The organism is Microbacterium sp. NPDC057944 (assembly GCF_042887445.1).
Taxonomy (GTDB): domain Bacteria; phylum Actinomycetota; class Actinomycetes; order Actinomycetales; family Microbacteriaceae; genus Microbacterium; species Microbacterium natoriense.
Window position 1 is genome coordinate 1,278,910 of record NZ_JBHVPJ010000002.1, and the last position, 23,561, is coordinate 1,302,470.

Below are 23,561 nucleotides of genomic sequence, written 5' to 3' on the forward strand. Positions count from 1 at the left end.
CGGCGGCGGGCGCCCCTCCCCCTCAGATCAGAAAGGACGCCTCATGCTGCAAGGCGCCATCGCCGGTCTCGCCGCCGGCGGACTCTACGCCGTCCTCGGCGTGTGCCTGACGCTGATGAGCCGCCTCGTGCGGGTCGTCAACTTCGCCCAGGCCGCGACCGGGATGTTCGGCGCGTTCACGGCCGTGTGGTTCGTGAGCAGCCTCGGGCTGCCGATCTGGCTCGGCTCCGTGCTCGGCATCCTCGTCGCGGGGCTCCTCGCCGCGGCGATCGGCTGGATCGCCGCGACCTGGCTCTCCGAGGCCTCGACGACGACCCGCTCGGCGATGACCGTCGGCCCGCTGCTCATGCTGATCTCGCTGTCGTTCATCCTGTTCGGCAACAAGCCGCAGCCCTTCACTCCGATCATCGCGGGCCCCGCCTTCTCCTTCGGGGGCGTCGTCGTCAGCCAGGTCACCGTCGCCACCGTGCTGATGGCCATCGTCACCGCCGTGGTCGTGCGGATCATCCTCCGCCGCACCAGGGTCGGCACGCAGCTGCGGGCGCTGTCTGAGCGGCCGACCACGGCCGAGCTGCTCGGCATCCGCTCGCGTCCGCTGTCGATCTCGGTGTGGTTCGTGACCGGGGTGATCAGCGCGATCGCGATCATCATCGTCGCTCCGACCCAGTCCAGCGACGCCACCGGCCTGTCGATGCTCATCGTCCCCGCGGCCGCCGCGGCGCTCCTCGGCGGCTTCCGGCGGCTCGACCTGGCCGTCGTCGGCGGCATCGTGCTCGGCGTGCTCGGCGGTCTCGTCGCGCAGATCGACGAGGTCGCGCTGGTGCGCAACTTCCTCCCGTTCCTGTTCATCGTGGTCCTGCTCCTGTGGACCCAGCGCAAGGAGGTGTGGGATGCCGCTCGCTGACCGCTCGCCCCTGTCCGACAACCGCGTGGTCAAGGCCGTCTGGCCGTTCGCGATCGCCGCCGTCGCCGTGGGAGTGGGCGCGATCCTCAGCGCCGCCCTTCCCGGCTACTTCGTGTTCCTCGCGATCAGCGCCGTCGTCGCCGCCATCGCGATCCTCGGCCTCGGCATCGTCACCGGCTCCGCCGGGATGATCGCCCTGTGCCAGCTGACCTTCGCCGCTGTGGGCGCGTGGATCGTCTCGCTGCTGAACGTGATGCAGGCCCCCGGAGGCTTCATCGTCTGGCTCGCGCTCGGCGGCGTCGCCGCAGGGCTCGTCGGCGTCCTCGTGGGACTTCCCGCTCTGCGCCTGCGCGGCGTCAACCTCGCCGTCGTCACCCTCGGTTTCGCGGCAGCCGCCGACGTCACGCTCGTGCAGATCCAGTTCCCCGGCTCGGTGGACGGCACGTCGATCGAGCGACCGGCGCTGTTCTCCAACGACCGGCAGTTCTTCTTCCTGTCGATCGTGGTTCTCGCGGTCTGCGCGCTCGGGGTGTTCTTCCTGCAGCGCGGACGCTGGGGCTCGTCGTGGAAGGCCGTCGCCTTCTCCGAGCGCGGAACCGCCGCGGCCGGGCAGAGCGTGCAGGTCGCCAAGCTCACCGCCTTCGCCGTCTCCGCCGCCCTCGGCGGCATCGCGGGTGGTCTGCTCGCCGGACAGGTGCAGCTGCCGTTCGCATCGAGCTTCACGCCCCTGCAGTCGCTGGCCCTGTACGTCCTGGCGATCATGTCGGGCGCTCACCTCATCGACATGGCCATCCTCGGCGGCATCCTCTGGGTGCTCGTGCCCGAGCTGCTCAAGCGCTGGGGCATCGACCAGAACTGGGGCTTCGTCGTCTTCGGCGTGCTCGGCGTGCAGGCGCTGACCGGAGGGACGAACCTCGGTCAGACCGTGCGCGACGTGTTCTGGCGCCGCGCCGACCGCAGGACCGCGAGCGCGGCGCTGACAGCGCTGCCCCCGGATGCTCCCGCCGACGCCGCGGCCATCACGACGACCACCACCGCGACCGTGGACGAGGCCGCGCTCGACGGCGCCCCCGTGCTCACCGTGGAGGGGCTCACCGTGCAGTTCGGCGCCCTGAAGGCGCTCGACGACGTGTCGTTCCAGGTGCCCGCCGCATCGATCATGGGGCTCATCGGGCCGAACGGCGCGGGCAAGTCGACGTTCGTCGATGCGATCAGCGGGTTCCTGCCGAAGCACGGCGGCCGCGTGCTGCTGGGCGACCGCGACCTCGCCGGGCTCTCCCCCACGCGGCGGGCCCGGCTGGGGCTGCGGCGCACGTTCCAGCAGGACCGTGTGCCGCCCGCGCTCACCGTGGGCGCCTACGTGCGGTTCGTCGCGCGGCGGCGGCTCGCGGCATCCGACATCGACGAGGTCCTCGAGTTCTTCGGGTGCCCGCCCGCCCGCGCCCGCCTGTCGAGCGTCGACGTCGGCACCCGGCGGCTGGTGGAGGTCGCGGCGAACGTGATCTCGCGTCCTCGGCTGCTGATCCTCGACGAGCCGGCCGCCGGGCTGTCGCACGAGGAGCACCTGGCTCTCGCCGCCCGCCTGAGGGAGCTGCCGTCGCGCTACGGCGTGGCGCTGATCATCATCGAGCACGACCTCGACCTCGTGCGCTCGGTGTGCCCGATGCTCACGGTGCTCGACTTCGGCAAGGTGCTGGCGAGCGGCCCCCAGGCCGAGGTGCTGGCGAACCCCGACGTCGTCAAGGCGTACATGGGAGAGACGGAGCTGCTGTCATGAGCGAACTCGTCCTGGACGGTGTGACCGTCAGCCGCGGCGCCGGGCCGGTGATCTCCGACGTGACGCTCACCGTGCGCGGCGGAGAGGTGCTGGCGCTCGTGGGACCGAACGGCGCGGGCAAGACGAGCCTGATCGAGTCGGTGTCAGGCGTGACCCCGCACTCCGTCGGGTCGCTGACGCTCGACGGCGACCCGATCGACAAGCTGTCGCGGGTCGCGAGGGCGCGGCGCGGGATCGTGCACATCGAGCAGGGACGGGCCGTGTTCCCCTCGCTCACCGTGCGGGAGAACATCTCGCTCACCGCGCGGACCCCGGCGGAGCTGGATGCCGCGCTCGAGCAGTTCCCCGAACTGGAGAAGCGCATCGACTCCCCCACGGCCCTGCTGTCCGGCGGCGAGCAGCAGATGGTCGTGCTCGCGCGCGCGTTCGCCGCGAAACCGCGCATCCTGCTCATCGACGAGATGTCGTTGGGGCTCGCGCCCGTCGTGTTCATGCGGCTCATGCCGATCGTGAAGTCGATCGCCGAGTCCGGGGTCGGCGTGCTGCTCGTGGAGCAGTTCACGCAGCTCGCACTCGGGCTGGCTCGTGAGGCCGTGGTCGTCGCGGGCGGTCAGGTCTCGTTCCAGGGGACGTCTGAGCAGCTCAAGGGCGACCCCGAACTGCTGCATCGCGCCTACCTCGGCGGCTGACCGGCCGTCATTCGGGGGCGTCCTGAGGGGCGCTCCCGAAGACGCCTCCGGCGAGGAGGGCGACTCCGCCGGCCAGGATCAGCAGAGCGGTGCCGTGCGTGATCCACCCCAGCACCGTGTCCATGCCGACGAGCGCGTGGATCGCCTCGTGGTTGCGCACCGCGAACCATGCGAGCGCGAGCCCGACGAGCAGCACACCCCCGGCGATCAGCATCCCCCTGCGCGTTCTCCGCATCCTGCCCCCTCGGTCTTCCCGTCGACGCTACCCGACCCGTCCGCGCCCAGGAAGGACGGACGCGGCGGCACTAGCCTGGGAGCATGACCGAGATCGTCCACGTCCGCGCCGCCCTCCTCGACATGGACGGGACCCTCGTCGACTCGACCGCGGTGGTCGAGCGGCTCTGGCTCGCCTGGGCTGCGCCCCACGGCATCGACCCCGCCACGGTGCTCAGCGTCGTGCACGGCCGTCAGGGGCACCAGAGCATGGCGATCATGCTCCCCGAGCGCGACCACGAGATCAACCTCCAGGAGAACCGGGAGATGCTCGCCAACGAAGCGAGCGACGTCGACGGCGTCGTGGCGATCGAGGGAGCCGACGTCCTCCTCGCCGACCTCCTCCCGTTCCCGCACGCGATCGTGACGTCGGCCGACGTGCGACTGATGAACGCCCGCATGGGCGAGGCGGGACTCACCGTGCCCGCGCTCACCGTCACGGCGGAGAACGTGTCGAAGTCGAAGCCCGACCCCGAGGGCTTCCTGCTCGGCGCTGAGCTCCTTGGCATCGATCCGGCCGACTGCGTCGTCTTCGAGGACTCGGGGGCAGGCATCCAGGCCGCCCACGCCGCGGGCATGCGCGTGATCGGCGTCGGCGCCCACGCGACCTCCCACTCCCCCGAGTATCACGTCGCCGACCTCACCCAGGTGGCCGTGGTCGCCGTCGACGGCGGGTTCGAACTGCACGTCGGCTGAGGTCAGGCGACGCGCGAGGTCTGCGTCGACTGGGCGCTGCGTCGGCCGAGGCCTGCGTCGACTGGGCGCTGCGTCGACTGGGCGCTACGGCGGCTGGGCGCTACAGCGGCTGGGCGCCGCGTCGGCTGATCCCTGCTCGGGCGCAGGCGCCGGGCGCGGGCGCATTGACACGTGCGGGCGGGCGGATGCGTGGACCGGCGCGAGTGCCCCGCGGACCCCTCATACCGCGGTCGTGCGATCCATGAGGCGTTTCGTCTCGCTGCGCTCGCTCAACGAACGTCCGGGAGTTCGGCTCCCGCCAACCTGCGACCGCCAACCTGTCCCCGCCAACCTGCACCCGGCGTCGCCGAACAGACGGCGTCGCCGATCAGACAACGTCACCGAACAGACACCGCCTGCTCAGGCGACCGCGGTGAGAGCGCGTCTCGGTCGGCGCTGCTCACGCCACTCGCGACTCGGATCCCACCATCCGGGACCCCTGATCTGCGGGACCCCCTCCGACATCCGGATCTCCCATCCGGAGCGGTCCAGGGTCCGGTGATGATGCCAGCACAGGGGCACCCCGTTGTCGGTGTGGGTCGGGCCGCCGCGCGCGTGCTCGGTGACGTGGTGGATCTCGCACCACGACGCGGGGACGTGGCATCCGGGGATCAGGCACTCGCCGTCGCGGAGCACGATCGCGCGGCGCTGAGTCGCCGTGAAGACGCGGTCTGTCGTACTGATCCCGACGATGCGGCCCTCGTCGAAGAGCACGCGCTGCACGGCCCCTGAGCACGCGGTGTGGACCGCCACGGATGCCGGAACAGGCGCCTCGACGCCGGGCATGGTCGCCCATCCGCCGCTCTCGCGTTCAGAGATCTGCGCAGCGTCGACGTGCACCACGAGGGTGGGTGCCGCGCCGCCGAGCGAGGGCATGTCGTCGTGTCGAGCCGCGATGCCGAGCGCGGCGGCCAGCGCATCGTGCTGCTTCTGCGCCCGCGTGCGCGGGTCGGCGTCGCCCCGCTGCTCCGCGTCAGGTCGCGCATCGCCTGTCAGCTCCTCTGAGGGTCGGAACATCACGCCGAGATCGGCGGGGCCCTCGACCTTCGGGTTGAGCTGGGCGTCGAAGATCAGCTGCAGCTGCGCATAGACCTCGGGCAGGAGAGCGCCGCGGATCGGATAGGCGCCGTCGCGCAGCCGCCCGATGACCACGGAGCGCCGCTGCGACGCGCGCGCCTCGATCGGCGCCGAGCCGTCGGGGTCGAGGTACAGCGCGATCAACTGAGAGTACTGCCGCAGGTCGTCGGGCGTGGCGGGCGGAACCGCAGTCGTACGGCCGTCGTCTTCCCTGACGATGCCCCGTGCCTGATCTGCCAGCTCGGCATCGGCGCGCAGGCGGTCGGCTGCGCCGATGCGATCCCCGGCCTGCTCCATCGGACCGGTCGCCGCGAGGAGTCCGGCGACGCCCACCTCCCCGTCGAGCATCGCCTCACGAAGCGCAGGCCACCGCGCAGGCAGGCGCTCCCCGGTGAGCAGGCTCAGCTCTCGACGCAGGGCGGATGCCGCCTTCACCATGCGCGCCGCAGTCGCGGCATCGACGCGGAGCACCCGCTGCAGGAGCTCGTTCAGCGACCGGCATCCGAACGCATCCGGCAGCTCTCGGGCGTCGGCATCGGCGGCCGTCTCGACGACGATCGCCTCGAGCCGCCGCAGTGCCTCTCCAGCGCCTCTGAGCACGTCCATCCGCTCGGTCGCGGACAGCCCCGCGAGCATGTCAGCGCCCAGCATCAGATCGAGGTCGGTAACGACCCGATCGAGGATGCCGGCGGTGCTGCTCATGACTCCATCCAACCGAGGGCCACCGACATTCGAGGCCGGTTTTCTGCTGTTCAGGGCAATATTCCGGAACAGAGCAGCCGTCTCGCGAAAGTCGTCAGGCTACCGCGCCGATGCGCGTCCCTCCGCAGCGCCACGCGGTCCCATGGGACAGGCGACGTCATCCTTGCCATGCCACCCTTCCCGCAACATCGGCGTCGGCGACACCCCGCACCACCCCGCACCACCCCGCACAGAGTTGTCACCTCACGCCGCATCCCCCGCCTCATTCCGACACGAGGCGCGAGATCATCCCCACCACCACGCGCAGAGTTGAGCCGTCACGCCGCATCCCCCGCCCCATTTCCGACACGAGGCGCGATCTGCAGCCGGCCCCTCCCGCGCACCCGAGCACCCGAGAACCGAAGAACCCAAGCGCCCAAGCACCCGAGCACCCGAGCACCCGAGCACCCGACCCCACCCGCGCACCCCAACACCCCAGCACCGCGCACCCGGGCGCCTCCCCTCGTCTACATCCCGGCGTGGTCGAAGGCGATCGTCGGCACGTCCACCACGTGCGAGCCGCCGTCGGCGACGATGACGGCGCCCGTGATGTACGACGACTCGCCCGATCCGAGGAAGCGCACGACCGAGGCGATCTCGGCCGGACGCGCGGGGCGACGCAGCGGCACGTCAGCGGTCACCGTGGCGTAGGCCTCCTCGCGCGACCCGAGGCCGGCGTGCGTGGCGAACTCGTCCATCTCGTCGTCGGCCATCGGCGTCTGCACCCATCCGGGGCACACCGCGTTCACACGAACGCCGTGCTTGCCGTAGTCGCGCGCGAGCGTGCGGGTGAGGCCGATGAGCGCGTGCTTGCCGACCGTGTACCCGGCCACCGACGGCCCCGCGAAGAGCCCGGCAAGAGACGACACGATCACGATCTGCCCCTTCGACTCCAGCAGCGCGGGCAGCGCCTCGCGCGCCATGACGAACGCGGTCGTGAGGTTGGCGCGGATGGCGGCGTCCCACCCCGCGTCATCCGTGTCGCCGACCGGTGAGAAGCCGTGGCCTCCGGCGTTCGCGACCAGCACGTCGATGCGGCCGAACGTCGCCAGCACCTCGGCCACTGCGGCCTTGGCGGACTCCGTGTCCGCGGCATCCGCGATGATCGCGTGCGCGCCGACCGCCTTCTCCACCGCCTGCAGCGGCTCGGCCCTGCGTCCGACGACGACGACGTGCGCCCCTTCGGCCGCGTACCGCTCGGCGATGGCCGCTCCGATGCCCGTGCCGCCTCCGGTGATGACGACGACGCGTCCGGAGACCGTCGATCCGACTACGAGTCCCATGTGCTGCTCCTGTCTGTCTGGCGCGTGCGCGCTCAAGCGGGGAATCCCGACCGGGCGGTGTACCCGAAGTCGCTGAGAAGGGTGGTGCCGTTGACCGCGCGGCTGCGGGGCGACAGCAGGTACGTGACGTGCGCGGCCACTTCGTCGGCCGTCTGCACGGGGAACGCCGCCTCGTCGAGAGCCGTGTCGCCCAGGTCGCCACGGCTCATGGGGGTGTCGACGACCGAGGGGGCGACGGTGTTCACGCGGATGCCGGTGTCGGCGAGATCGACCGACAGCGCCCTGCCGAACTGCACCAGCGCGGCCTTCGACGCGCAGTACGGCGCCATGCCGGGAGAGGCGACGAAGGCGGAGTCGCTGGAGATCAGGACGACGGATGCCGCGGCCGATGCGCGCAGCAGGGGCAGCGCCGCGCGGAGCACGAGGAAGGGCCCTGTGACGTTGACGGAGAGCACGGCGTTCCACTCCGCGAGGGAGACGTCCTCGATGCCGGCGCCGACGGGGCCGGAGATCCCCGCACAGCACACGACCGCGTCCAGCCTGTCGACCCGGGCGAGAGCCGAGGCGACCTGCGCCTCGTCCGTCACGTCCGCCACGAGGAGCAGGGCGCCGGGGCATCCGCTGGCCGTCCGGGCGAGGGCTGCCCCGTCGCGATCGAGGAGCGCGACGCGCACGCCCTCGGCGGCGAGCGCGAGCGCGACGGCCCTGCCGATGCCGCTCCCCGCCCCGGTGACGAGGGCGGTCGTACCGCTCAGATGCAGGTCCATGTCGCCTCTCCTGACCCCGCCGGCGCATCTGTCGACGCGGAGGACGGCGGCGTCCTGACAGTCATCCTGCTCTGCGGCGTCCTCGACGTCGAAGCACCCCGACGCGGCTGTGCACGCTGACACCATCGTCTTTCGCTCAGGGTCAAGCGCGGGCGACGGGGGCGGAGCAGACTCGCTCTATCGACGATTCCCCTCGTCGTCGATGCCGTGCGCGCACGGCCGTCACCGAGCAAAGGAGCCGCCGTGGCAGATCCGATCGCACCATCCGCAGAGCACACCTCTCTCCGCCCGGGAGCCCTGGGCGTCGCCGGCATCGTCTTCCTCGTGCTCGCCGCCGTCGCACCTCTCACGGGCATCGTCGTCGTCGCCTCGCTCGCCATCGCGCTGGGCAACGGCGGCGGCACGCCCATGTCGTTCTTCATCGTCGCGGCGATCCTGCTGCTCTTCGCGGTGGGCTACGCGCAGATGTCGAAGCAGCTCGTCAACGCCGGCGGCTTCTACGCCTTCGTGGTGAAGGGCCTCGGCCGCACCGGCGGACTGATCGCCGGGCTGATCGCGACGCTCGGCTACAACTTCTTCGTCGTGGGCACGATCGGCACCAGCGGCTTCTTCATGCAGACGATCATCCGCGACCTCACCGGACTCGACGTGCACTGGCTGGTCTGGGGGCTCGCCTCGATCGTGGTGTGCTTCGTGCTCGCCAGGGTCGGCGTCGACTTCAGCTCCAAGATCCTCGGCGTGTGCCTGGTGCTGGAGACGCTGATGCTCGTCGTGTTCGACATCTCCGTGCTCGTGCAGACCGGCTACGACGTCGCGGCGTTCAGCCCGGAGTGGGTGCTCTCGGGCTCTCTGCCGATCGGCCTGCTGCTCGCCGCCACCGGGTTCCTCGGGTTCGAGGCCACGGCGCTGTTCAGCGAGGAGGCGAAGCAGCCGCTGCGGACGATCCCGCGCGCGACGTACACGGCGATCATCGCGATCGGCATCATCCTCGGCGTGACCACCTGGGCCGTCGTCAGCGCCACCGGCGTCGCGCAGGCGCAGGCCACCGCGGTGGAGCACCTGCCGACCGGCGACCTCATCTTCACGCTGTCACAGCAGTACCTCGGCGGCCCGCTCACCACGGTCATGATGATCCTGTTGCTCGTGAGCCTCTTCGCCGCGATGCTCGCCTTCCACAACTCCGCCACGCGCTACCTCTACTCTCTCGGTCGCGCGCGCATCCTGCCGCAGGCGCTCTCCCGCACCCGCGCCAACGGCGCCCCGCAGCTCGCCGGCATCGTGCAGGCGTCGTTCGCCGCGATCGTCGCCGTGATCTTCGCGATCGCCGGAGCCGACCCGATCGTCACGCTCGTGCCCGCGATGCTCGGCTTCGGCACGCTCAGCGTGCTGATCCTGCAGGGTCTCGCGGCGATCTCGATCGTCGTGTACTTCCGCCGCAAGGGCGACCCGCGGTGGTGGAGCACGTTCATCGCGCCGGGCATCGGCTTCCTCGGCATCGCGGCGATCTCGATCCTCGCGATCGTGAACTTCGACATCGTCGCCGGCTCCCAGGAGCTCGCGATCCGCCTGATGCCGCTGCTGCTCGTGCTCGCCGTGATCGGCGGCATCGTCTACGGCGCGTACCTGAAGAAGTCCCGGCCGGCCGTGTACGACGGCCTCGCCACCGACCTCGAGCGCGTCAGCGCCCGCTGACCCGCCCCATCCGACAGGAGAAGAAATGACGACCCTGAACCCCGCAGACACCTCGACCTGGCTGCCCCTCGAGGGCCTCGCCCCCGGCTTCGACGCGAACAAGGCCCCGCACACGACCGCCCTCAGCGGCCGCGAGATCACCGTCGTCGACGGGCGCGGCACCCGCATCGTGCACCGCTTCGCCGACACCACGGTCACCTGGGACTACCAGCCAGGTGCCGATGACAGCACCGCCGCGGCATCCGACACCGACGACTACGAGGCCGTCGAGGTCGACGAGGACCTGTTCTACGTGCAGTTCCACCACAACTACCTGCCGAACGAGGCCGTCTCCCTCGTGCTCGATCTTCGGCACGGGCGTGCGCTCGCGGTGATCTCGCTCATCCTCCCCGCGCCCGAGAAGGGGAAGACGCGCGTGCAGCACGTCTTCGCCCCGAGCATCATCGAGGGCGCGGAGGTCACCGGAGCAGAGGCCGCTCCCACCACGTCCCTCATCGGCCGCCGCGTCGAGTGGGTCTACAGCACCGAGCACGCCTACGAGCACGTGTACCTGTCCGAGCGCTGGTACTCGTGGCAGTGCCTCGCCGGCCCCGAGCGCGGCCTCGCCGACACCGACGAGAACACCGTGTGGGAGGTGCGCCCCGGCATCTACATCTTCGCGTGGCGCGAGAAGGTCATCCCCTGCGCATCCGTGACGATCGCCGACCACCGCGACGTGAACGCCATCCGCTCGCACGGGGTGCTGTTCGGGCTCGACGAGACGGGCGAGATCCCCACGCATTTCACGTTCGGCGCGCACGGCCGCCTCATCTCGACCACTCACCACAGCGCCGGCCTGGAGCCCGCGGAGTTCGGAAGGATCTGAGATGACGGATGCCGCAGACCTCATCGTCACCGGATCGGTGATCCGCACCGCCGACCGCTCGCAGCCGTTCGCGGAGGCGTTCGCGGTGCGGGACGGCCGGATCTCGGCCGTCGGCGCGCTGTCTGCGGTGTCCGCCCATCGCGGGCCCGAGACGAGGATGCTCGACGTCGGCGACGCCGCGGTCTACCCCGGCTTCGTCGACGTCCACAACCACCACGCCCTCGCCGGCCGCACCGAGCTCTTCGAGCTCTCGCTGCCTCCGTCGCTCACCCTCGACGAGATCCTGGAGAAGGTCGCCGAGAAGGCCGCGACGCTCCCGGAGGACGCGTGGATCATCGGCGGGGTCGTCGCGACGACCCTGCTCCCGACGCTCGCGAACACCGCCTCCCGCCTGCGGCTCGACGAGGCCGCGGGCGGGCGGCCCGTCGTGATCGTCGAGGACTCCCGGCACAACCGCTGGGCGAACACGCGCGCCCTGGAGCTCGCCGGCATCACGGCCGACGGCATCCCCTCGGGCGGCGTGACGATCCTCGATCCCGACGACGGCACCCCGACCGGCGTGCTGCTGGAAGCGGCGGGCATCCCCGTGCAGGAGGCGTACGACCGCAGCGGCGGCCTGACCGCGGAGCAGCACGTCGCCGCCTCTCGGCGCGGGGTCGAGCTGCTCAACTCCTTCGGCATCACGACCTTCCAGGATGCGGGGGTCTCGACCGACATCCTCTCGGCGCTCGCGATGCTGGACCGCGACGGCGACCTGAACGCCTGGGTCGTGTCGTCGCTGCTCATCAACGACGAGATCTTCGGCTTCGACCCGATCGGACAGGCGCTCGTCGAGCGCGGCGAGGAGTTCCGCACGACGCACCACCGGCCGGACTTCGTGAAGATCTTCCTCGACGGGGTGCCGCCGGCGAGGACGGCGTCGTTCCTCGAACCGTATGTGGCGGATGCCGCGCACGGCGCGCACTACCACGGCGAGACGACGATGACCTTCGAGGAGCTCCACGGCTGGCTCCGCACTGTCGCGGAGCGCGGGCTCGGCGCCAAGGTGCACTGCACGGGCGACGGATCGGCCCGGCTCGTGCTCGACGTCGCCGAGCGGATCCGCGCCGACGGCTTCACGACGCCGATCCAGATCGCGCACGGGCAGTTCCTGGCGGATGCCGACATCCCCCGTCTGCACGCGCTGGGCGTGTCGGCCGACATCTCCCCGTTCATCTGGTTCCCCGGCGTCATCACGCAGGCGCTGGCCGAGGTGCTCGGCGACCGTGCTGAGCACTCCCAGCCGAACCGGGCGCTGCTCGACGCGGGCGCCCTGGTCGCGGGCGGGTCGGACTGGCCGGTGTGCGAATCCCCCAACACACTGGAGGGACTGCAGGGTCTGGTCACCCGGGCCGATCCGTTGCACCGTGCGCCCGGCGTGCTGTGGCCGGAGCAGGCGATCTCCGCAGAGGAAGCCCTGGAGGTCTTCACGATCAACGCCGCCACGGCCATGGGCCTCGGCGACGAGACCGGGTCGATCGCGGTGGGCAAGTCCGCCGACTTCGTCGTCCTGGAGCGGGATGCGATCGCGGGAGACGCGGAGCGCATCATCGACACGCGCGTGCTCTCCACGTGGTTCTCCGGCCGAGAGGTGTTCGCGGCCGGCTGACCATGCATCGATACGATGAGCCCATGCGCCGCTTCCCCCGCTCCGTCTACTCCGTCGGCGACGAGCCGGATCCGCGGTTCTCCCTGGCGAACGAGCGGACCTTCCTGGCCTGGACGCGCACCGGACTCGCGCTGATCGCCGGCGGCGTCGCCCTCGAAGTGCTCGGCCTCGACCTGCACCCGGGATTGCGGCTCGCCGCGTCGCTGCTGCTGATCGTGACGGGCACCGCGGTCGCTCCCCTCGCCTGGTGGGAGTGGATGCGCGCCGAGCGCGCCCTGCGCCTGTCCCGGCCGCTCCCCGGAGCCTTCTCTGCCCTGCTGCTCGCCGTCGTGGTCATCGTCGTCGGGCTGCTGGTCACGGCCGGTGTGCTGTGGCGATGACGGCGTACCGCCCGTTCGACCCGGGGCTGCAGCTCGAGCGCACCGAGCTCGCGTGGCGGCGCACGGCGCTCTCGATCGCGATCGGCTCGCTGCTGTCGCTGCGCGTCCTGCCGATGGCCCTGCCCCCGGAAGCCACGTTCTGGGGCTTCGCTCCGGGTATCGTCGGGCTGCTCTCCGCATGCGCCCTCTGGTTCGCTGCCCACCGACGCCAGCGCAGGCTGGGCGCATTCCTCTCGGGCGCGACCGGCGTCTCCCCGCCCGGCGGCGCCATGCTCGGTCTCCTCACCGTGCTCGGTGCGGGTTTCGGAGCCGTCGCGCTGGTCTTCTCCGTGCTGTCGGCGCTGCGATGAGCCACGGGATGGTGCGCGTCCCCGCAGGGCTCCTCCGGATGGGCTCTGACGATCACTACCCGGAGGAGGGGCCCGTCGTCGAGCGCGAGGTGGCAGCCTTCGACATCGACGAGCATCCGGTCACCAACGCCGAGTACGCCCGCTTCGTCGCCGAGACGGGGTACGTGACCGTCGCGGAGCGCCCGCTCGATCCTGCCGACTTCCCCGGAGCCGACCCCGCGACGCTCGTCCCCGGCGGGCTCGTCTTCACCCCCACCGCCGGCCCCGTCGACCTCGGCGACTGGCGCCAGTGGTGGCGCTGGCAGCCCGGAGCGCACTGGCGGGCGCCGCAGGGTCCGTCATCGGACGTGGGCGAGATCCTCGATCACCCGGTCGTCCAGATCGCCTTCGCGGATGCTCTGGCCTACGCGGAGTGGGCGGGCAAGCGTCTGCCGACGGAGGCCGAGTGGGAGTGGGCCGCCCGCGGCGGACTCGTGGGGGCGCGCTACGCGTGGGGCGACGAGCTGCGGCCCTCCGGCATCCTCATGGCCAACACCTGGCAGGGCGAGTTCCCCTACCGGAGCACCGGAGCCCTCGGCTGGTCGGGCACCTCGCCCGTCGGCGCGTTCCCCGCCAACGGGTACGGTCTGAGCGACATGATCGGCAATGTGTGGGAGTGGACGGCGGATGCCTGGACACCGCGCCACGGCATGACCCCGACGGTTCAGCCCGGCGACCGCGTCACCCTTCTCGACTCGGCGGCACGGGGACCTGCACGGCGCGTCACCAAGGGCGGCTCGCACCTCTGCGCCCCCGAGTACTGCCTCCGCTACCGTCCGGCCGCCCGCTCCTCGCAGACCGAGGACTCGGCGACCACGCACCTCGGATTCCGCTGCGCGCTCTGACCGCGCCGCACGTGCGCGCTCAGTCGGCGATCGCCTGCACCGCTTCGCCCACGGCCCGCAGCACGGTCCCGTCGTAGGAGGAGCGCTGACCGGGCACGTACCGCACCGATCGCAGCTCGCCCCCGCCGAACGGATAGGTGCGATGCGCCTCGTGCAGCTCCCAGTCGACGGGACCGCCGTAGTCGTAGCCGACGCTGATGCCGGTGAACGGGGCCATCCCGAGCAGCATGGGCACGTCCTCGACGACCGCGACCTCGACGCCGTCGACGTCGACGCCCAGGCGCCAGCGCAGATGGGGTCGCTCGTCGACCCGGACGAGCACACGATGCGCGCCCTCCCCCAGGCGATCGCCGCGTGAGCGGTGCATGGCGCCGTACGCGTTGTACACGAGGAGCGGCCGTCCGTCGTCGACGGCGAGGAGATAGCCGCCGCCCTGGTCACCGTGCGCCACGATGACGCCAGCCGCCTCCGCACGGGTCTCGATCTCGATCTCGATCGTGAAGGAGCGCAGCACCGTGAGCTTCGCCGAGCGGAAGCGCTCCAGCGGAGGCCGGAACGGCACGAGCGTCATCGGCGCCGACAGCGGCTCCTCCGTGTCTGGCCGGAGCCGGAAGAGGGAGCCGTCGTCGTCGAGCGGGAACACGGTGTTGCGCCAGGCCTCCGCGTGCCAGCGCTCCGCCATCCGCGCCACGCGCTCCGGATGCTCCGCCGACAGGTCGACCGTCTCGGTGGGGTCGGTGGAGAGGTGGTACAGCTCCCACTCGCCCCCCTCGGCGCCCTCGGCCTTCGTCGGCGCCGTCGCCGACAGTGCCTTCCACTCGCCCTCCACCAGCGCGCGGCGTCCGACGCACTCGAAGTACTGCGCCTCGCGCCCGTCGGCGTCGGGATCGGCGAGCACGTCCGCGATGCTGCCGCCGTCCATGTCCTGCGCGGCCCGACCACCGCGCTCGGAGAGCGGGGTCACGCCGGCGAGGTCGAGCAGCGTGGGAGCGAGATCGGAGACGAACACGAACTGGTCGCGCAGCCCGCCCTCCATGGGGGCATCCGGCCACGAGATGATGAGAGGAGCGTGCACCCCGCCCTCGTAGGTCGTCGACTTGAACGAGCGGAACGGGGTGTTCGATACGCGGGCCCACCCCGTGGGGTACTGCCCGAAGAGCCTCGGCCCTCCGATCTCCTCGACGTCGCGGGGCACATCGGTCACCCAGCCCTCCGGCATCCCCCCGTGCGTGCCGAACTGCGCGAAGTAGCTGCGCGTGCCGCTCGGCCCGCCTTCGGCCGTCCCTCCGTTGTCGCTCGCGAGGATGACGATCGTGTTGTCGCGCTCTCCGCTGCGCTCCAGCCGTTCGAGGAGCCGCCCGACGCTCTGATCGATCTCGTCGACGGCCGCCGCGTACACCTCCATGTGCCGTGCGAACAGGCGGCGCTCGTCCTCGCCCAGCGCATCCCAGGAGGGGATCCGGTCGCCGTCCGCGATGGCGTCCTCCGGGAGACGGGCGTGCGACGGCACGATTCCCCGTTCGCGCTGACGGGCGAAGCGCTGCTCGCGAAGGGCGCTCCAGCCCGCCTCGTAGCGGCCGCGGTACTTCTCGATGTCGGCGTCCTTCGCCTGGATGGGCCCGTGCACCGAGGTGTGCGCGTAGTAGAGGAAGAACGGCTTCTCCTGGTCGTTCACCCGGAGGTCGTCGATCATCCCGATCGCGCGATCGGTGAGCTCATCGGTGAGGAAGAACCCGTCGGGGAAATCACGGATGCCGACGACGGAGTTGTCCTGCACGAGGCGGTGCGGATGGTGCAGCGAGGTGAAGCCGTCCATGCTGCCGAAGTACCGATCGAACCCTCGCTGCAGCGGCCAGCTGGCGCGATCCGCGCCGTCGTGCAGGCGCGATTCGAGCGTGAGATGCCACTTCCCGACCATGAAGGTCGCGTAACCGCCCGCACGCAGCGACTCCGCCAGCGTCGGGGCGTCGGCGGGCAGCTCGCAGCTGAACCCCGGATAGCCGGGGTCGATGTGGGCGACGAAGCCGAAGCCGGCGCGGTGGGGGTTGAGGCCCGTGAGCAGGGCGGCCCTGGCCGGCGAGCACATCGGCGCCGTGCGGTAGTTCGTGAAGACCCAGCCGTCGTCGGCGAGAACGTCGATGTGCGGCGTCTCGATCTCGCTCCCGAACGGGCCGAGGTCGCTGAACCCGAGGTCGTCGATGAGCATCACGATGATGTTCGGGGCCTTCTTCCGCGCCCGTCGCGGCGAGGGCCACCACGGTGCGGAGTCCGAGGTGAATTCGGCGACCCGCCCCTCGAACGCCTCGTATCCGCGTGCCGTCCGACCCGTCATCTAGCCGACCCTCCTGATCAGTTCGAAGATCTCCGTCCGCAGCTCCGCGAAGGCGGGCAGTGCGCGCGTGCGGAGCTGATCGCGGGGGCCGCCGAAGTCGATCTCGATGATCTCGGTCACCTTCGCCGGTCGCTCACCGAGCACGACGACGCGGTCGGAGAGGTACACCGCCTCGTCGATGTCATGGGTGACGACGACGATCGTCATGCCGAACTGCTCGCGGATGCGCAGGCACAGGTCCTCCAGCTCGAAGCGCGTCTGCGCGTCGACGGAGGCGAAGGGCTCGTCCATCACGAGGACCTCGGGGCGATACGCGATGGCCCTGGCGATGGCGACGCGCTGCTGCATCCCGCCGGAGAGCTGCCACGGGTACTTCGACTCGGCTCCGGCCAGACCGACCGCGGCGAGCGCTGCGGACACCCGCTCCTCACGCTCGGCGACGGGCAGCCGCAGGTGCTTCAGCGGCAGCCGCACGTTCTTCTCCACCGTGAGCCACGGCATGAGCGACCGCGTGTACTCCTGGAACACCAGGGCCATCTCCTCCGGCGGCCCGTCGATGGGCCGGCCGTCGATGGCCGCTGTTCCCGCGGTGATGCTCTGCAGCCCGGTGAGGCATTTCAGCAGCGTCGTCTTGCCGATGCCGGACGGGCCGACGATGCAGCACACCTCTCCGACGCGCACGTCGAAGGTGAGGTCGGCGATCACGGGGACCGGGCCGTTCTTCGTCTGATAGGACTTGGCGAGGCCGGCGACGCTGAGGCGGACGGGGGCCTGTTCTGCGATGGTCATGAGTTCTTCTCCTGCTGCTGCGAGGCGATGTACCAGCGCAGCACGCGGCGCCGGAAGAGGGTGAAGACGGCCGTGGCGGCGTAGCCGATGATGCCGAGCACGAGGATGCCCGCCCACATGTCGGGGATGGCGAACGACTGCTGCGCGAGCAGCGTGGCCGCTCCGAGTCCGGTCGACGACCCGAGCATCTCGCTGGCGATCATCACGACGAACGCCGTGATGAGGCTGACCTGCATGCCGGAGAGGATGCGCGGCCCCGCGGCGGGCAGCACGACCTGGAAGAGGCGTTCGACCGGAGTGAGCCGGTAGACCCTGGTGACCATCTCCATCGTCGGCTCCCCCGCCCTGATGCCGTCGATCGTCGAGATGAGGATGGGGAACACCGCGGCCAGCGTGATCGACAGCACACGGGTCTCGTTGCCGAAGCCGATCAGCGACACGAAGATCGGCACGAGAGCCACCGGAGGGATGGCGCGGAAGAAGTGGATGGCGGGCTCGGCGAACCAGCTCAGCGGCCGCACGAGTCCGAGCGCGCAGCCGAGGATCACGCCGATGAGCGTGGCGAGCACGAACGAGAGCGCGAGGTTGCCGACCGAGGAGGCGACGCTGCCGAGGAACGCCGGCGTCTGCAGCAGCTGACCCAGGCGGGTGAGGATGGTCTGCAGCGGAGGGAAGAAGGTGTTCGTCGACCCGGCGGAGGCGAGCCACCAGGCGGCGAGCAGCACGACGGGCACCGCGATCTCGGCGCCGATGAGGATCCACCGCGGCGACCCGCTCTGCGACCTGCTGCGGCGCACGCGGGCCCTGGTCTGGATGGAGGTGGTCAGGGTCATCGGTGGTCCTGCTTCCGGTACTGCGGGTGCCAGTGCAGCAGCATCCGCTCCCCCTGCTGGCTCAGACCCTGGATGATCAGGCCGAGCACGCCGAGGATGACGACGTAGGCGAACAGCTGCGGCTGATTGCCGGAGATCTGCGACAGCAGCAGGCTCTGTCCGAGCCCGGGGCCACCGCCGAGGAGTCCGGCGACCACGGCGACGACGAGCGAGGTGGGTGCGGCGACACGCACCGCGGTGCCGATGTAGGGCAGGGCGCTGGGAAGCACCACCCGGCCCAGGATCTCGGCCGACCCCATGCCGTACGACCGCGCCGTCGCCCTCGCCACCGGGTCGGTGTCGAAGACGCCGGCCGCCGACTGCACCGCGATCGCCGTCACGCACCCGAAGAACACCAGGAACACGCCCATCCCGGAGGTCGGACCGAGCACGAGGACGACGATGGGCAGGATCACGATGGGCGGGATGGGCTTGAGGAACTCCAGCGGGACGCGGGTGGCGTGCAGCGCGAGCGGCGACGTGCCGATCGCGACGCCCAGGAGGACTCCCACCGCGACGGCGAGGACGAGTCCGAGCAGGGCCATGGCGAGCGTCGCGCCGATGGCCTCCCAGAGCTGCGCGGTGCCGAGCATGCGCACCGCCTCGCCGATCGCCTCGGTCGCGGTAGGCAGCGGCGACGAGGACAGCGGTCCGACGGTCGCCGCCAGCTGCCACGCCCCGAGACCGCACACGACGCCGAGTGCGCCGACGAGAGCGCCGGCCACGGAGGAGGTGCGCATGCCCGCGGTCACTTCGCGCTGACGATCACGCCGTCGAGCGGAACGGGCTGCGCCAGGAAGCCGAGCGCCACGAGCTTGTCGTTGACGCGCTCCAGCTCTTCGGGGAGCACGGCGAGCGGCCAGTACGGCACCTTCACCTCGTCGAGGGAGAGCGTGGATCCGGTGTACTCCAGACCCGCCGTGATCGCCTCCTCCGGGTGCTCGTTCGCATAGGCGTTGGTCTTGGCCAGCGCCCGCTGGAACGCCGCGATCACGTCCTTCTTGTTCTCGACCGTGGAGGCGCCGGCGGTCCAGAGGCCCGTCGCGCCCTCTTCGAAGAACCGGACGGACGGCGAGGAGAGCCGGACGGCGCCGATCGCATCGGCCTCGGCCGTGAAGGGGTTCACGAGGCCCGCGGCGTCGACCGTCCCGCTCTTGAGCGCGGCCACGGCGGAGGTGAAGTCGAGCACCACCCAGTTCACGGCGGCGGGGTCGATCCCCTCGTCCTTGAGAGCGTCGGCGATCACCACCTCGAGCTGCGCCTTGCGGGCGGGGATCGCGATGGTGGCGCCTGCGAGATCGGCCACTGAGGTGATGCCGCTGTCCGCGCTGGCGTACAGGCCGGTGTCGTCGAGGGCGTCGGGGTCTTCGGAGTCCGCCGCGCCGTCAACGTAGCCGTCGGCCGCGCCGATGACCGTGAGCGGGACGCCGCTGGAGAGCGCGTTCAGCAGGGGGATGCTGGGCGAGTACGCGATGTCGACCTGGCCGCTCTGCGCAGCCGCGAGGCCGGCGGGAGGGTTCGCGACGATGGAGGTCTCGATCTCGAGCCCCTCGTCCTCGAAGAAGCCCTGCGCGATCCCTGTGAGCAGTGCGCCGTCGGACGTGAGGCCGATCGTGGCGACCTTGACCGTGGTCATCCCGCCTCCCCCGCCCTGAGAAGGCTCGGCAGCCGGAGACGACGAGCAGGCGGCGAGGGCGAGCACCCCGACCGCGGCCAGGACACCGCCGGCGCGACGGGTGAGTCGATGGACGTTCATTGCAACTCCTCTTCGAGTTAGTCACCAGTTGGTGATTAAAAAGATCGTACTCTTGCCTTGTATTCGATTGGTTACGATTGCATCACATTCGTCACCAGGTGGTGACTAAAAAGGTCAAAACTAGAATCGTGAGAACGAGGGGGGCCTTCCATGCCGAAGATCGTCGACCATGACGAACGCCGCGACCACATCGCCGACGCCGCGGTGCAGGTCATCATCCGCGTCGGGTTCGAGAAGCTGACGATGCGCGAGATCGCGACGGAGGCCGGTTACGCGCACGGCGCCATCGCGCGGTACTTCCCGAACAAGCAGAGCCTGCTCACCGCGGCGTTCCTGCGCCTCTACACCCAGGCGAACGATCGGATCCACGCGGGCATCGAGGGGATCCGCGGCCTCGCCGCTCTGGAGCGGGTGTGCCGGGAGATCCTTCCGTACAGCCCCAACGGCCCGCTGTACGCGCGCGTCGTCATCTCCTTCTGGGATCACGCCTCCCAGGACGACGAGGTCACCCGCATCCATCGCGTGAACAACCTGCACTGGCGTGAGCTGTTCCGGCGATTCCTCACCGAGGCGCGCGAAGACGGCGAGCTCGCCGACCACGTCGACATCGAGACCGCGGTCAGCGAGGTCGCCTCGCGCAACGCCGGATGGCAGATGATCGCCGTGCTCATGCCCGACTCGGCGGGCGACGGGCGTCTCAACGACGCTCTCGAGGCTCTCCTCGCGACGTTCCGCCGTCCGAAGGCCCGCGCCACGCGCTGACACCGTCATCCCCGCGCCGCCCGCTGACACCGCCATCATCGCCTCCGGCGCTCACGCCCCGAGCAGGAACCGCGCTCCGCGCTCCGCGATCATCGCCGCAGGCGCGTTCGTGTTGCCCGTCGGCACCGTGGGCATGACCGAGGCGTCGATCACACTCAGCCCCGCGATCCCCCTGACCCGCAGCTGCGGGTCGACCACGGCGCCCGCATCGCTGCCCATGCGGCAGGTGCCGACCTGGTGGTGGTAGGTGATGGCGGTGCGGCGCACCCAGTCCTCGACGTCGGCATCGGCCACCTCGGGTCCGGGGTAGACCTCGGTCGCTCCCCACTCCCCCGCGAGGGCGGGCTGCGCGCCGATGCGGCGTCCCTGGCGCACGGACGCCGCGAGAGAGGCCACATCGCGCTCGTCGGCGAGGGCCGCCAGATCGATCAGCGGCTCGTCCGAGAGGCCGGGGCCCGAGAGCGTGATCGCACCGCGGCTGTGCGGGGTGACGAGACCGGCCATGAGCGTGAAGCCGTCGTCGCCCCGCGGCTCGAGGTCGCCCCACATCGGCACCGAGAAGTGGATCGGCTGAGTGTCGGGCTCGGCGAGGTCGGGCCGGCTGCGCCAGAACAGGTGGGTCTGCGTCACCGAGACGCCGGGCTGCGGCGGTCCGATGCGTCGCGACGTGGTGAAGATCACCGGAGACAGGAGGTGGTCGTGCAGGTTCTTCCCGACCTCGGGCGAGTCCTGCACGACCGGGATGCCGAATGCGGCCAGCTCCTCCGCCGGCCCGATACCGGACCTCAGCAGGATCACCGGAGACCCGAGGGCGCCCGCCGAGAGGATGACCTCGTCGGCCCGCAGCTCCTCGGCATCCGCCCCCTCCCCGAGCCGGACCCCCAGCGCCCGACCGTCTTCGACGATGACCGAGTGCACCTCACGGCCGGTGATGACCGTGAGGCGGTCGGCGATCGGCTGCGCATAGGCCATCCACGTGTTCACGCGGCGCCCGTCACGCATCGTGACCTGCTCCTGCGAGACGCCGTCGAGGGTGCCGGCGTTGTAGTCCGGGTTGTGCGGCAGGCCCTCCTGCACGGCGGCCTCGATGATCGACGCCTGGATCGGCGACAGCGGGTAGTCGTCGGTCACGGGGAGCAGGTCGTTCTCGATGGCCTCGTAGACCGGCTCCACGTCGGACCAGCCCCAGCCGGTCGCCCCGTCGCGCTCCCATCCGTCGTAGTCGGATGCCGCGCCTCGCACCCAGATCATGGCGTTCAGCGCGTGCGATCCGCCCGTGACCTTGCCCCGAGGTAGATGCAGGCGGCGCCCGGCCGCGTGCTCCTGCGGAACCGTGAAGAAGTCCCAGTCCTCGGCGGAGTGCCACAGCTCGCCCGCACGGGACGGGTCGTGGATCGCCGGGTTGGTGTCGTAGCCGCCCGCCTCGATCAGGGTCACGGCGACGCCCGCATCGGCCAGCCGTCGGGCGATGATGGCGCCCGATGTGCCGGCGCCGACGACGATCGCGGTCCGCACGCCTCAGCCCTTCCGTCCGGGGCCGGAGACGACCTGCGTCACCGCGACCGACTTGAGACCCTCGACGCCGAACTCGAGGCCGTAGCCCGAGCTCTTCACCCCGCCGAACGGCACCATCGGGTGCAGCCCGCCGTGCGAGTTGATCCACACCGTGCCGGACTGCATGCGCGTCGCCGCCTCGCGGGCGGCATCAGGGTCGCTCGACCACACGGACGCGCCGAGGCCCACGTCGACCGCGTTCGCCCAGGCGAACGCCTCGTCGACGTCGGAGTAGCGGATGATCGGCAGGGCCGGTCCGAACTGCTCCTCCTGCACGAGAGCGGCGTCGTTCGAGATGTCGGCGATGATGGTCGGCCGGTAGAACAGCTCGCCCAGCTCGGGGGCGGCCTCGCCGCCCGTGACGACCCGCGCCCCCGACGCCTTCGCGTCGTCGACGAGCCGCGAGACGATGTCGAACTGCGCCCTGTTCTGCAACGGCCCGAGGACGTTGTCCTCGTCGAGGCCGTTGCCCATCGGGACCGACGCCGCGATCTCGCCGAGCGCGTTCACGACGTCGTCGTACACCGAGTCGTGCACGTACAGGCGCTTCATCGCCGCACAGGTCTGGCCGGTGTTGATGAATGCTCCCCAGAAGAGGTCCTGCGCGATGGCCGCGGCATCCGTCCCCGGCAGCACGATGCCGGCGTCGTTGCCGCCCAGCTCCAGCGTGAGGCGGGCGAGGTTGCCGGCCGAGCTCTCGATGATGCGGCGCCCCGTGGCCGTCGAGCCCGTGAACATGATCTTGGCGACGTCGGGATGCGAGGCGAGACGCGAGCCGACCTCGCGGTCGCCGGAGACGCCGATGAGGACGTCGGCCGGAAGGACCTCGTTCATGACCGAGAGCATCGCGAGCACGCTCAGCGTAGTGTACTCGCTGGGCTTCGCGACGACCGTGTTGCCCATGCGCAGCGACGGCCCGATCTGCCAGATGGTGATCATGAGCGGCCAGTTCCATGGGCCGATCGCCCCGACCACCCCGGCCGCCTTGTACACGAGCTCCGCGTGCAGGTTCTCGTCGTCGACGAGAACCTGCGACTCCAGCACCGTGGCGGCGTTCGTGCGCAGCCACGCCGAGCACGCTCCGAGCTCGAACCGGGCGTTCGGACCGTTCAGCGGCTTGCCCTGCTCGCGCGAGAGGATGTAGGCGAGAGCCTCCGCGTTCGCGTCGATCGCATCGGCCGCGGCGAGCAGCAGCTCGATCCGCTTCTCGTGGCCGAGCGCCTCCCAGGCGGGCTGTGCCGCCCTGGCACGTGCGATCGCGTCGTCGAGGACGACGACCGAGTCGACGGGAGCCCGTCCGATGATCTCGCGCGTCGCGGCGTCCGGGATCTCTCGGCCTGCGCCCTCCGGCGCCTGGATGCGGTCGAGCAGCGCGGCGGCTGCGGATGCGGCGGATTCGGACATCAGGACTCTCCTTCGAGCGGGGGCTTC

The 23,561-nt window shown here is 70.8% G+C and carries 22 protein-coding genes; 11 read left to right on the forward strand and 11 right to left on the reverse strand.

The genetic code is table 11. The features are described 5' to 3' along the window. Positions 1 to 43 precede the first annotated feature (43 nt). From ACFVRO_RS15535 to ACFVRO_RS15545, 3 genes are read left to right on the forward strand one after another with little or no spacing between them, the layout of a single operon-like run. A complete protein-coding gene (locus ACFVRO_RS15535) occupies positions 44 to 904 on the forward strand; it encodes a branched-chain amino acid ABC transporter permease (RefSeq protein ID WP_386953873.1) in 861 nt (286 codons plus the stop codon). Then, positions 891 to 2,681, forward strand: coding sequence for an ATP-binding cassette domain-containing protein (locus ACFVRO_RS15540; RefSeq protein ID WP_386953876.1), 1,791 nt, complete (start codon positions 891 to 893; stop codon positions 2,679 to 2,681). Before ACFVRO_RS15535 ends, ACFVRO_RS15540 begins: the two co-directional genes overlap by 14 nt. Continuing rightward, entirely contained in the window at positions 2,678 to 3,370 is a 693-nt protein-coding gene (locus ACFVRO_RS15545; protein ID WP_386953879.1) for an ABC transporter ATP-binding protein, read from the forward strand. The genes ACFVRO_RS15540 and ACFVRO_RS15545 overlap by 4 nt, the downstream gene beginning before the upstream one ends. A 7-nt stretch (positions 3,371 to 3,377) precedes the next feature. Here the strand turns inward: ACFVRO_RS15545 and ACFVRO_RS15550 are convergent, their stop codons facing one another. Continuing rightward, positions 3,378 to 3,605 (reverse strand): hypothetical protein, encoded by a 228-nt coding sequence (locus ACFVRO_RS15550; protein ID WP_386953882.1) that lies wholly within the window; start codon positions 3,603 to 3,605, stop codon positions 3,378 to 3,380. Positions 3,606 to 3,688: 83 nt separating this feature from the next. Here ACFVRO_RS15550 and ACFVRO_RS15555 point away from each other — a divergent pair, with 83 nt between their 5' ends. Further along, entirely contained in the window at positions 3,689 to 4,339 is a 651-nt protein-coding gene (locus tag ACFVRO_RS15555) for an HAD-IA family hydrolase (protein WP_386953884.1), read from the forward strand. A gap of 399 nt (positions 4,340 to 4,738) precedes the next feature. Here ACFVRO_RS15555 and ACFVRO_RS15560 read toward each other — a convergent pair whose 3' ends face one another. From ACFVRO_RS15560 to ACFVRO_RS15570, 3 genes are all read right to left on the reverse strand, one after another. Continuing rightward, complete coding sequence (locus tag ACFVRO_RS15560) at positions 4,739 to 6,157, reverse strand: DUF222 domain-containing protein (RefSeq protein ID WP_386953886.1); 1,419 nt, start codon at positions 6,155 to 6,157, stop codon at positions 4,739 to 4,741. 506 nt (positions 6,158 to 6,663) lie between these two features. Further along, positions 6,664 to 7,479, reverse strand: a complete 816-nt coding sequence (locus tag ACFVRO_RS15565) for an SDR family NAD(P)-dependent oxidoreductase (protein WP_105677011.1) — start codon at positions 7,477 to 7,479, stop codon at positions 6,664 to 6,666. A 32-nt stretch (positions 7,480 to 7,511) separates the two neighbouring features. Beyond that, the gene (locus ACFVRO_RS15570) at positions 7,512 to 8,246 is read right to left on the reverse strand and encodes an SDR family NAD(P)-dependent oxidoreductase (protein ID WP_386953888.1); all 735 of its coding nucleotides are present in this window, start codon (positions 8,244 to 8,246) and stop codon (positions 7,512 to 7,514) included. Between the two features lie 243 nt (positions 8,247 to 8,489). Between ACFVRO_RS15570 and ACFVRO_RS15575 the strand changes: the two genes are divergently transcribed. From ACFVRO_RS15575 to ACFVRO_RS15600, 6 genes are read left to right on the forward strand one after another with little or no spacing between them, the layout of a single operon-like run. Beyond that, a complete protein-coding gene (locus ACFVRO_RS15575; RefSeq protein WP_386953891.1) occupies positions 8,490 to 9,938 on the forward strand; it encodes an APC family permease in 1,449 nt (482 codons plus the stop codon). Between the two features lie 25 nt (positions 9,939 to 9,963). Beyond that, entirely contained in the window at positions 9,964 to 10,803 is an 840-nt protein-coding gene (locus tag ACFVRO_RS15580) for a molybdenum cofactor biosynthesis F family protein (RefSeq protein ID WP_223586838.1), read from the forward strand. Between the two features lies 1 nt (position 10,804). Next, positions 10,805 to 12,451, forward strand: coding sequence for an amidohydrolase (locus tag ACFVRO_RS15585; protein ID WP_386953894.1), 1,647 nt, complete (start codon positions 10,805 to 10,807; stop codon positions 12,449 to 12,451). A gap of 23 nt (positions 12,452 to 12,474) precedes the next feature. Continuing rightward, a complete protein-coding gene (locus tag ACFVRO_RS15590) occupies positions 12,475 to 12,831 on the forward strand; it encodes a YidH family protein (RefSeq protein ID WP_386953897.1) in 357 nt (118 codons plus the stop codon). Beyond that, the gene (locus tag ACFVRO_RS15595) at positions 12,828 to 13,181 is read left to right on the forward strand and encodes a DUF202 domain-containing protein (RefSeq protein WP_386953900.1); all 354 of its coding nucleotides are present in this window, start codon (positions 12,828 to 12,830) and stop codon (positions 13,179 to 13,181) included. The genes ACFVRO_RS15590 and ACFVRO_RS15595 overlap by 4 nt, the downstream gene beginning before the upstream one ends. 8 nt (positions 13,182 to 13,189) lie before the next feature. Continuing rightward, the gene (locus ACFVRO_RS15600; RefSeq protein ID WP_386954494.1) at positions 13,190 to 14,065 is read left to right on the forward strand and encodes a formylglycine-generating enzyme family protein; all 876 of its coding nucleotides are present in this window, start codon (positions 13,190 to 13,192) and stop codon (positions 14,063 to 14,065) included. A 19-nt stretch (positions 14,066 to 14,084) separates the two neighbouring features. On the opposite strand, the gene ACFVRO_RS15605 is transcribed toward ACFVRO_RS15600, so the two are convergent. From ACFVRO_RS15605 to ACFVRO_RS15625, 5 genes are read right to left on the reverse strand one after another with little or no spacing between them, the layout of a single operon-like run. Next, positions 14,085 to 16,397, reverse strand: coding sequence for an arylsulfatase (locus ACFVRO_RS15605; protein ID WP_386953902.1), 2,313 nt, complete (start codon positions 16,395 to 16,397; stop codon positions 14,085 to 14,087). Continuing rightward, positions 16,398 to 17,186, reverse strand: coding sequence for an ABC transporter ATP-binding protein (locus tag ACFVRO_RS15610; protein ID WP_386953904.1), 789 nt, complete (start codon positions 17,184 to 17,186; stop codon positions 16,398 to 16,400). Next, positions 17,183 to 18,019 carry an ABC transporter permease gene (locus tag ACFVRO_RS15615; RefSeq protein ID WP_386953907.1) on the reverse strand — a complete coding sequence of 279 codons (837 nt, stop codon included), beginning with the start codon at positions 18,017 to 18,019 and terminating at the stop codon, positions 17,183 to 17,185. Before ACFVRO_RS15615 ends, ACFVRO_RS15610 begins: the two co-directional genes overlap by 4 nt. After that, complete coding sequence (locus tag ACFVRO_RS15620) at positions 18,016 to 18,798, reverse strand: ABC transporter permease subunit (RefSeq protein WP_341939896.1); 783 nt, start codon at positions 18,796 to 18,798, stop codon at positions 18,016 to 18,018. The genes ACFVRO_RS15615 and ACFVRO_RS15620 overlap by 4 nt, the downstream gene beginning before the upstream one ends. 8 nt (positions 18,799 to 18,806) lie before the next feature. After that, a complete protein-coding gene (locus ACFVRO_RS15625) occupies positions 18,807 to 19,814 on the reverse strand; it encodes an ABC transporter substrate-binding protein (protein WP_386953909.1) in 1,008 nt (335 codons plus the stop codon). Positions 19,815 to 19,964: 150 nt separating this feature from the next. On the opposite strand from ACFVRO_RS15625, the gene ACFVRO_RS15630 reads away from it, so the two are divergent. After that, positions 19,965 to 20,576, forward strand: coding sequence for a TetR/AcrR family transcriptional regulator (locus tag ACFVRO_RS15630; protein ID WP_386953912.1), 612 nt, complete (start codon positions 19,965 to 19,967; stop codon positions 20,574 to 20,576). 51 nt (positions 20,577 to 20,627) lie between these two features. On the opposite strand, the gene ACFVRO_RS15635 is transcribed toward ACFVRO_RS15630, so the two are convergent. After that, a complete protein-coding gene (locus ACFVRO_RS15635; RefSeq protein WP_386953915.1) occupies positions 20,628 to 22,091 on the reverse strand; it encodes a GMC family oxidoreductase in 1,464 nt (487 codons plus the stop codon). Between the two features lie 3 nt (positions 22,092 to 22,094). After that, a complete protein-coding gene (locus tag ACFVRO_RS15640) occupies positions 22,095 to 23,534 on the reverse strand; it encodes an aldehyde dehydrogenase family protein (RefSeq protein ID WP_386953918.1) in 1,440 nt (479 codons plus the stop codon). Positions 23,535 to 23,561: the final 27 nt, after the last annotated feature.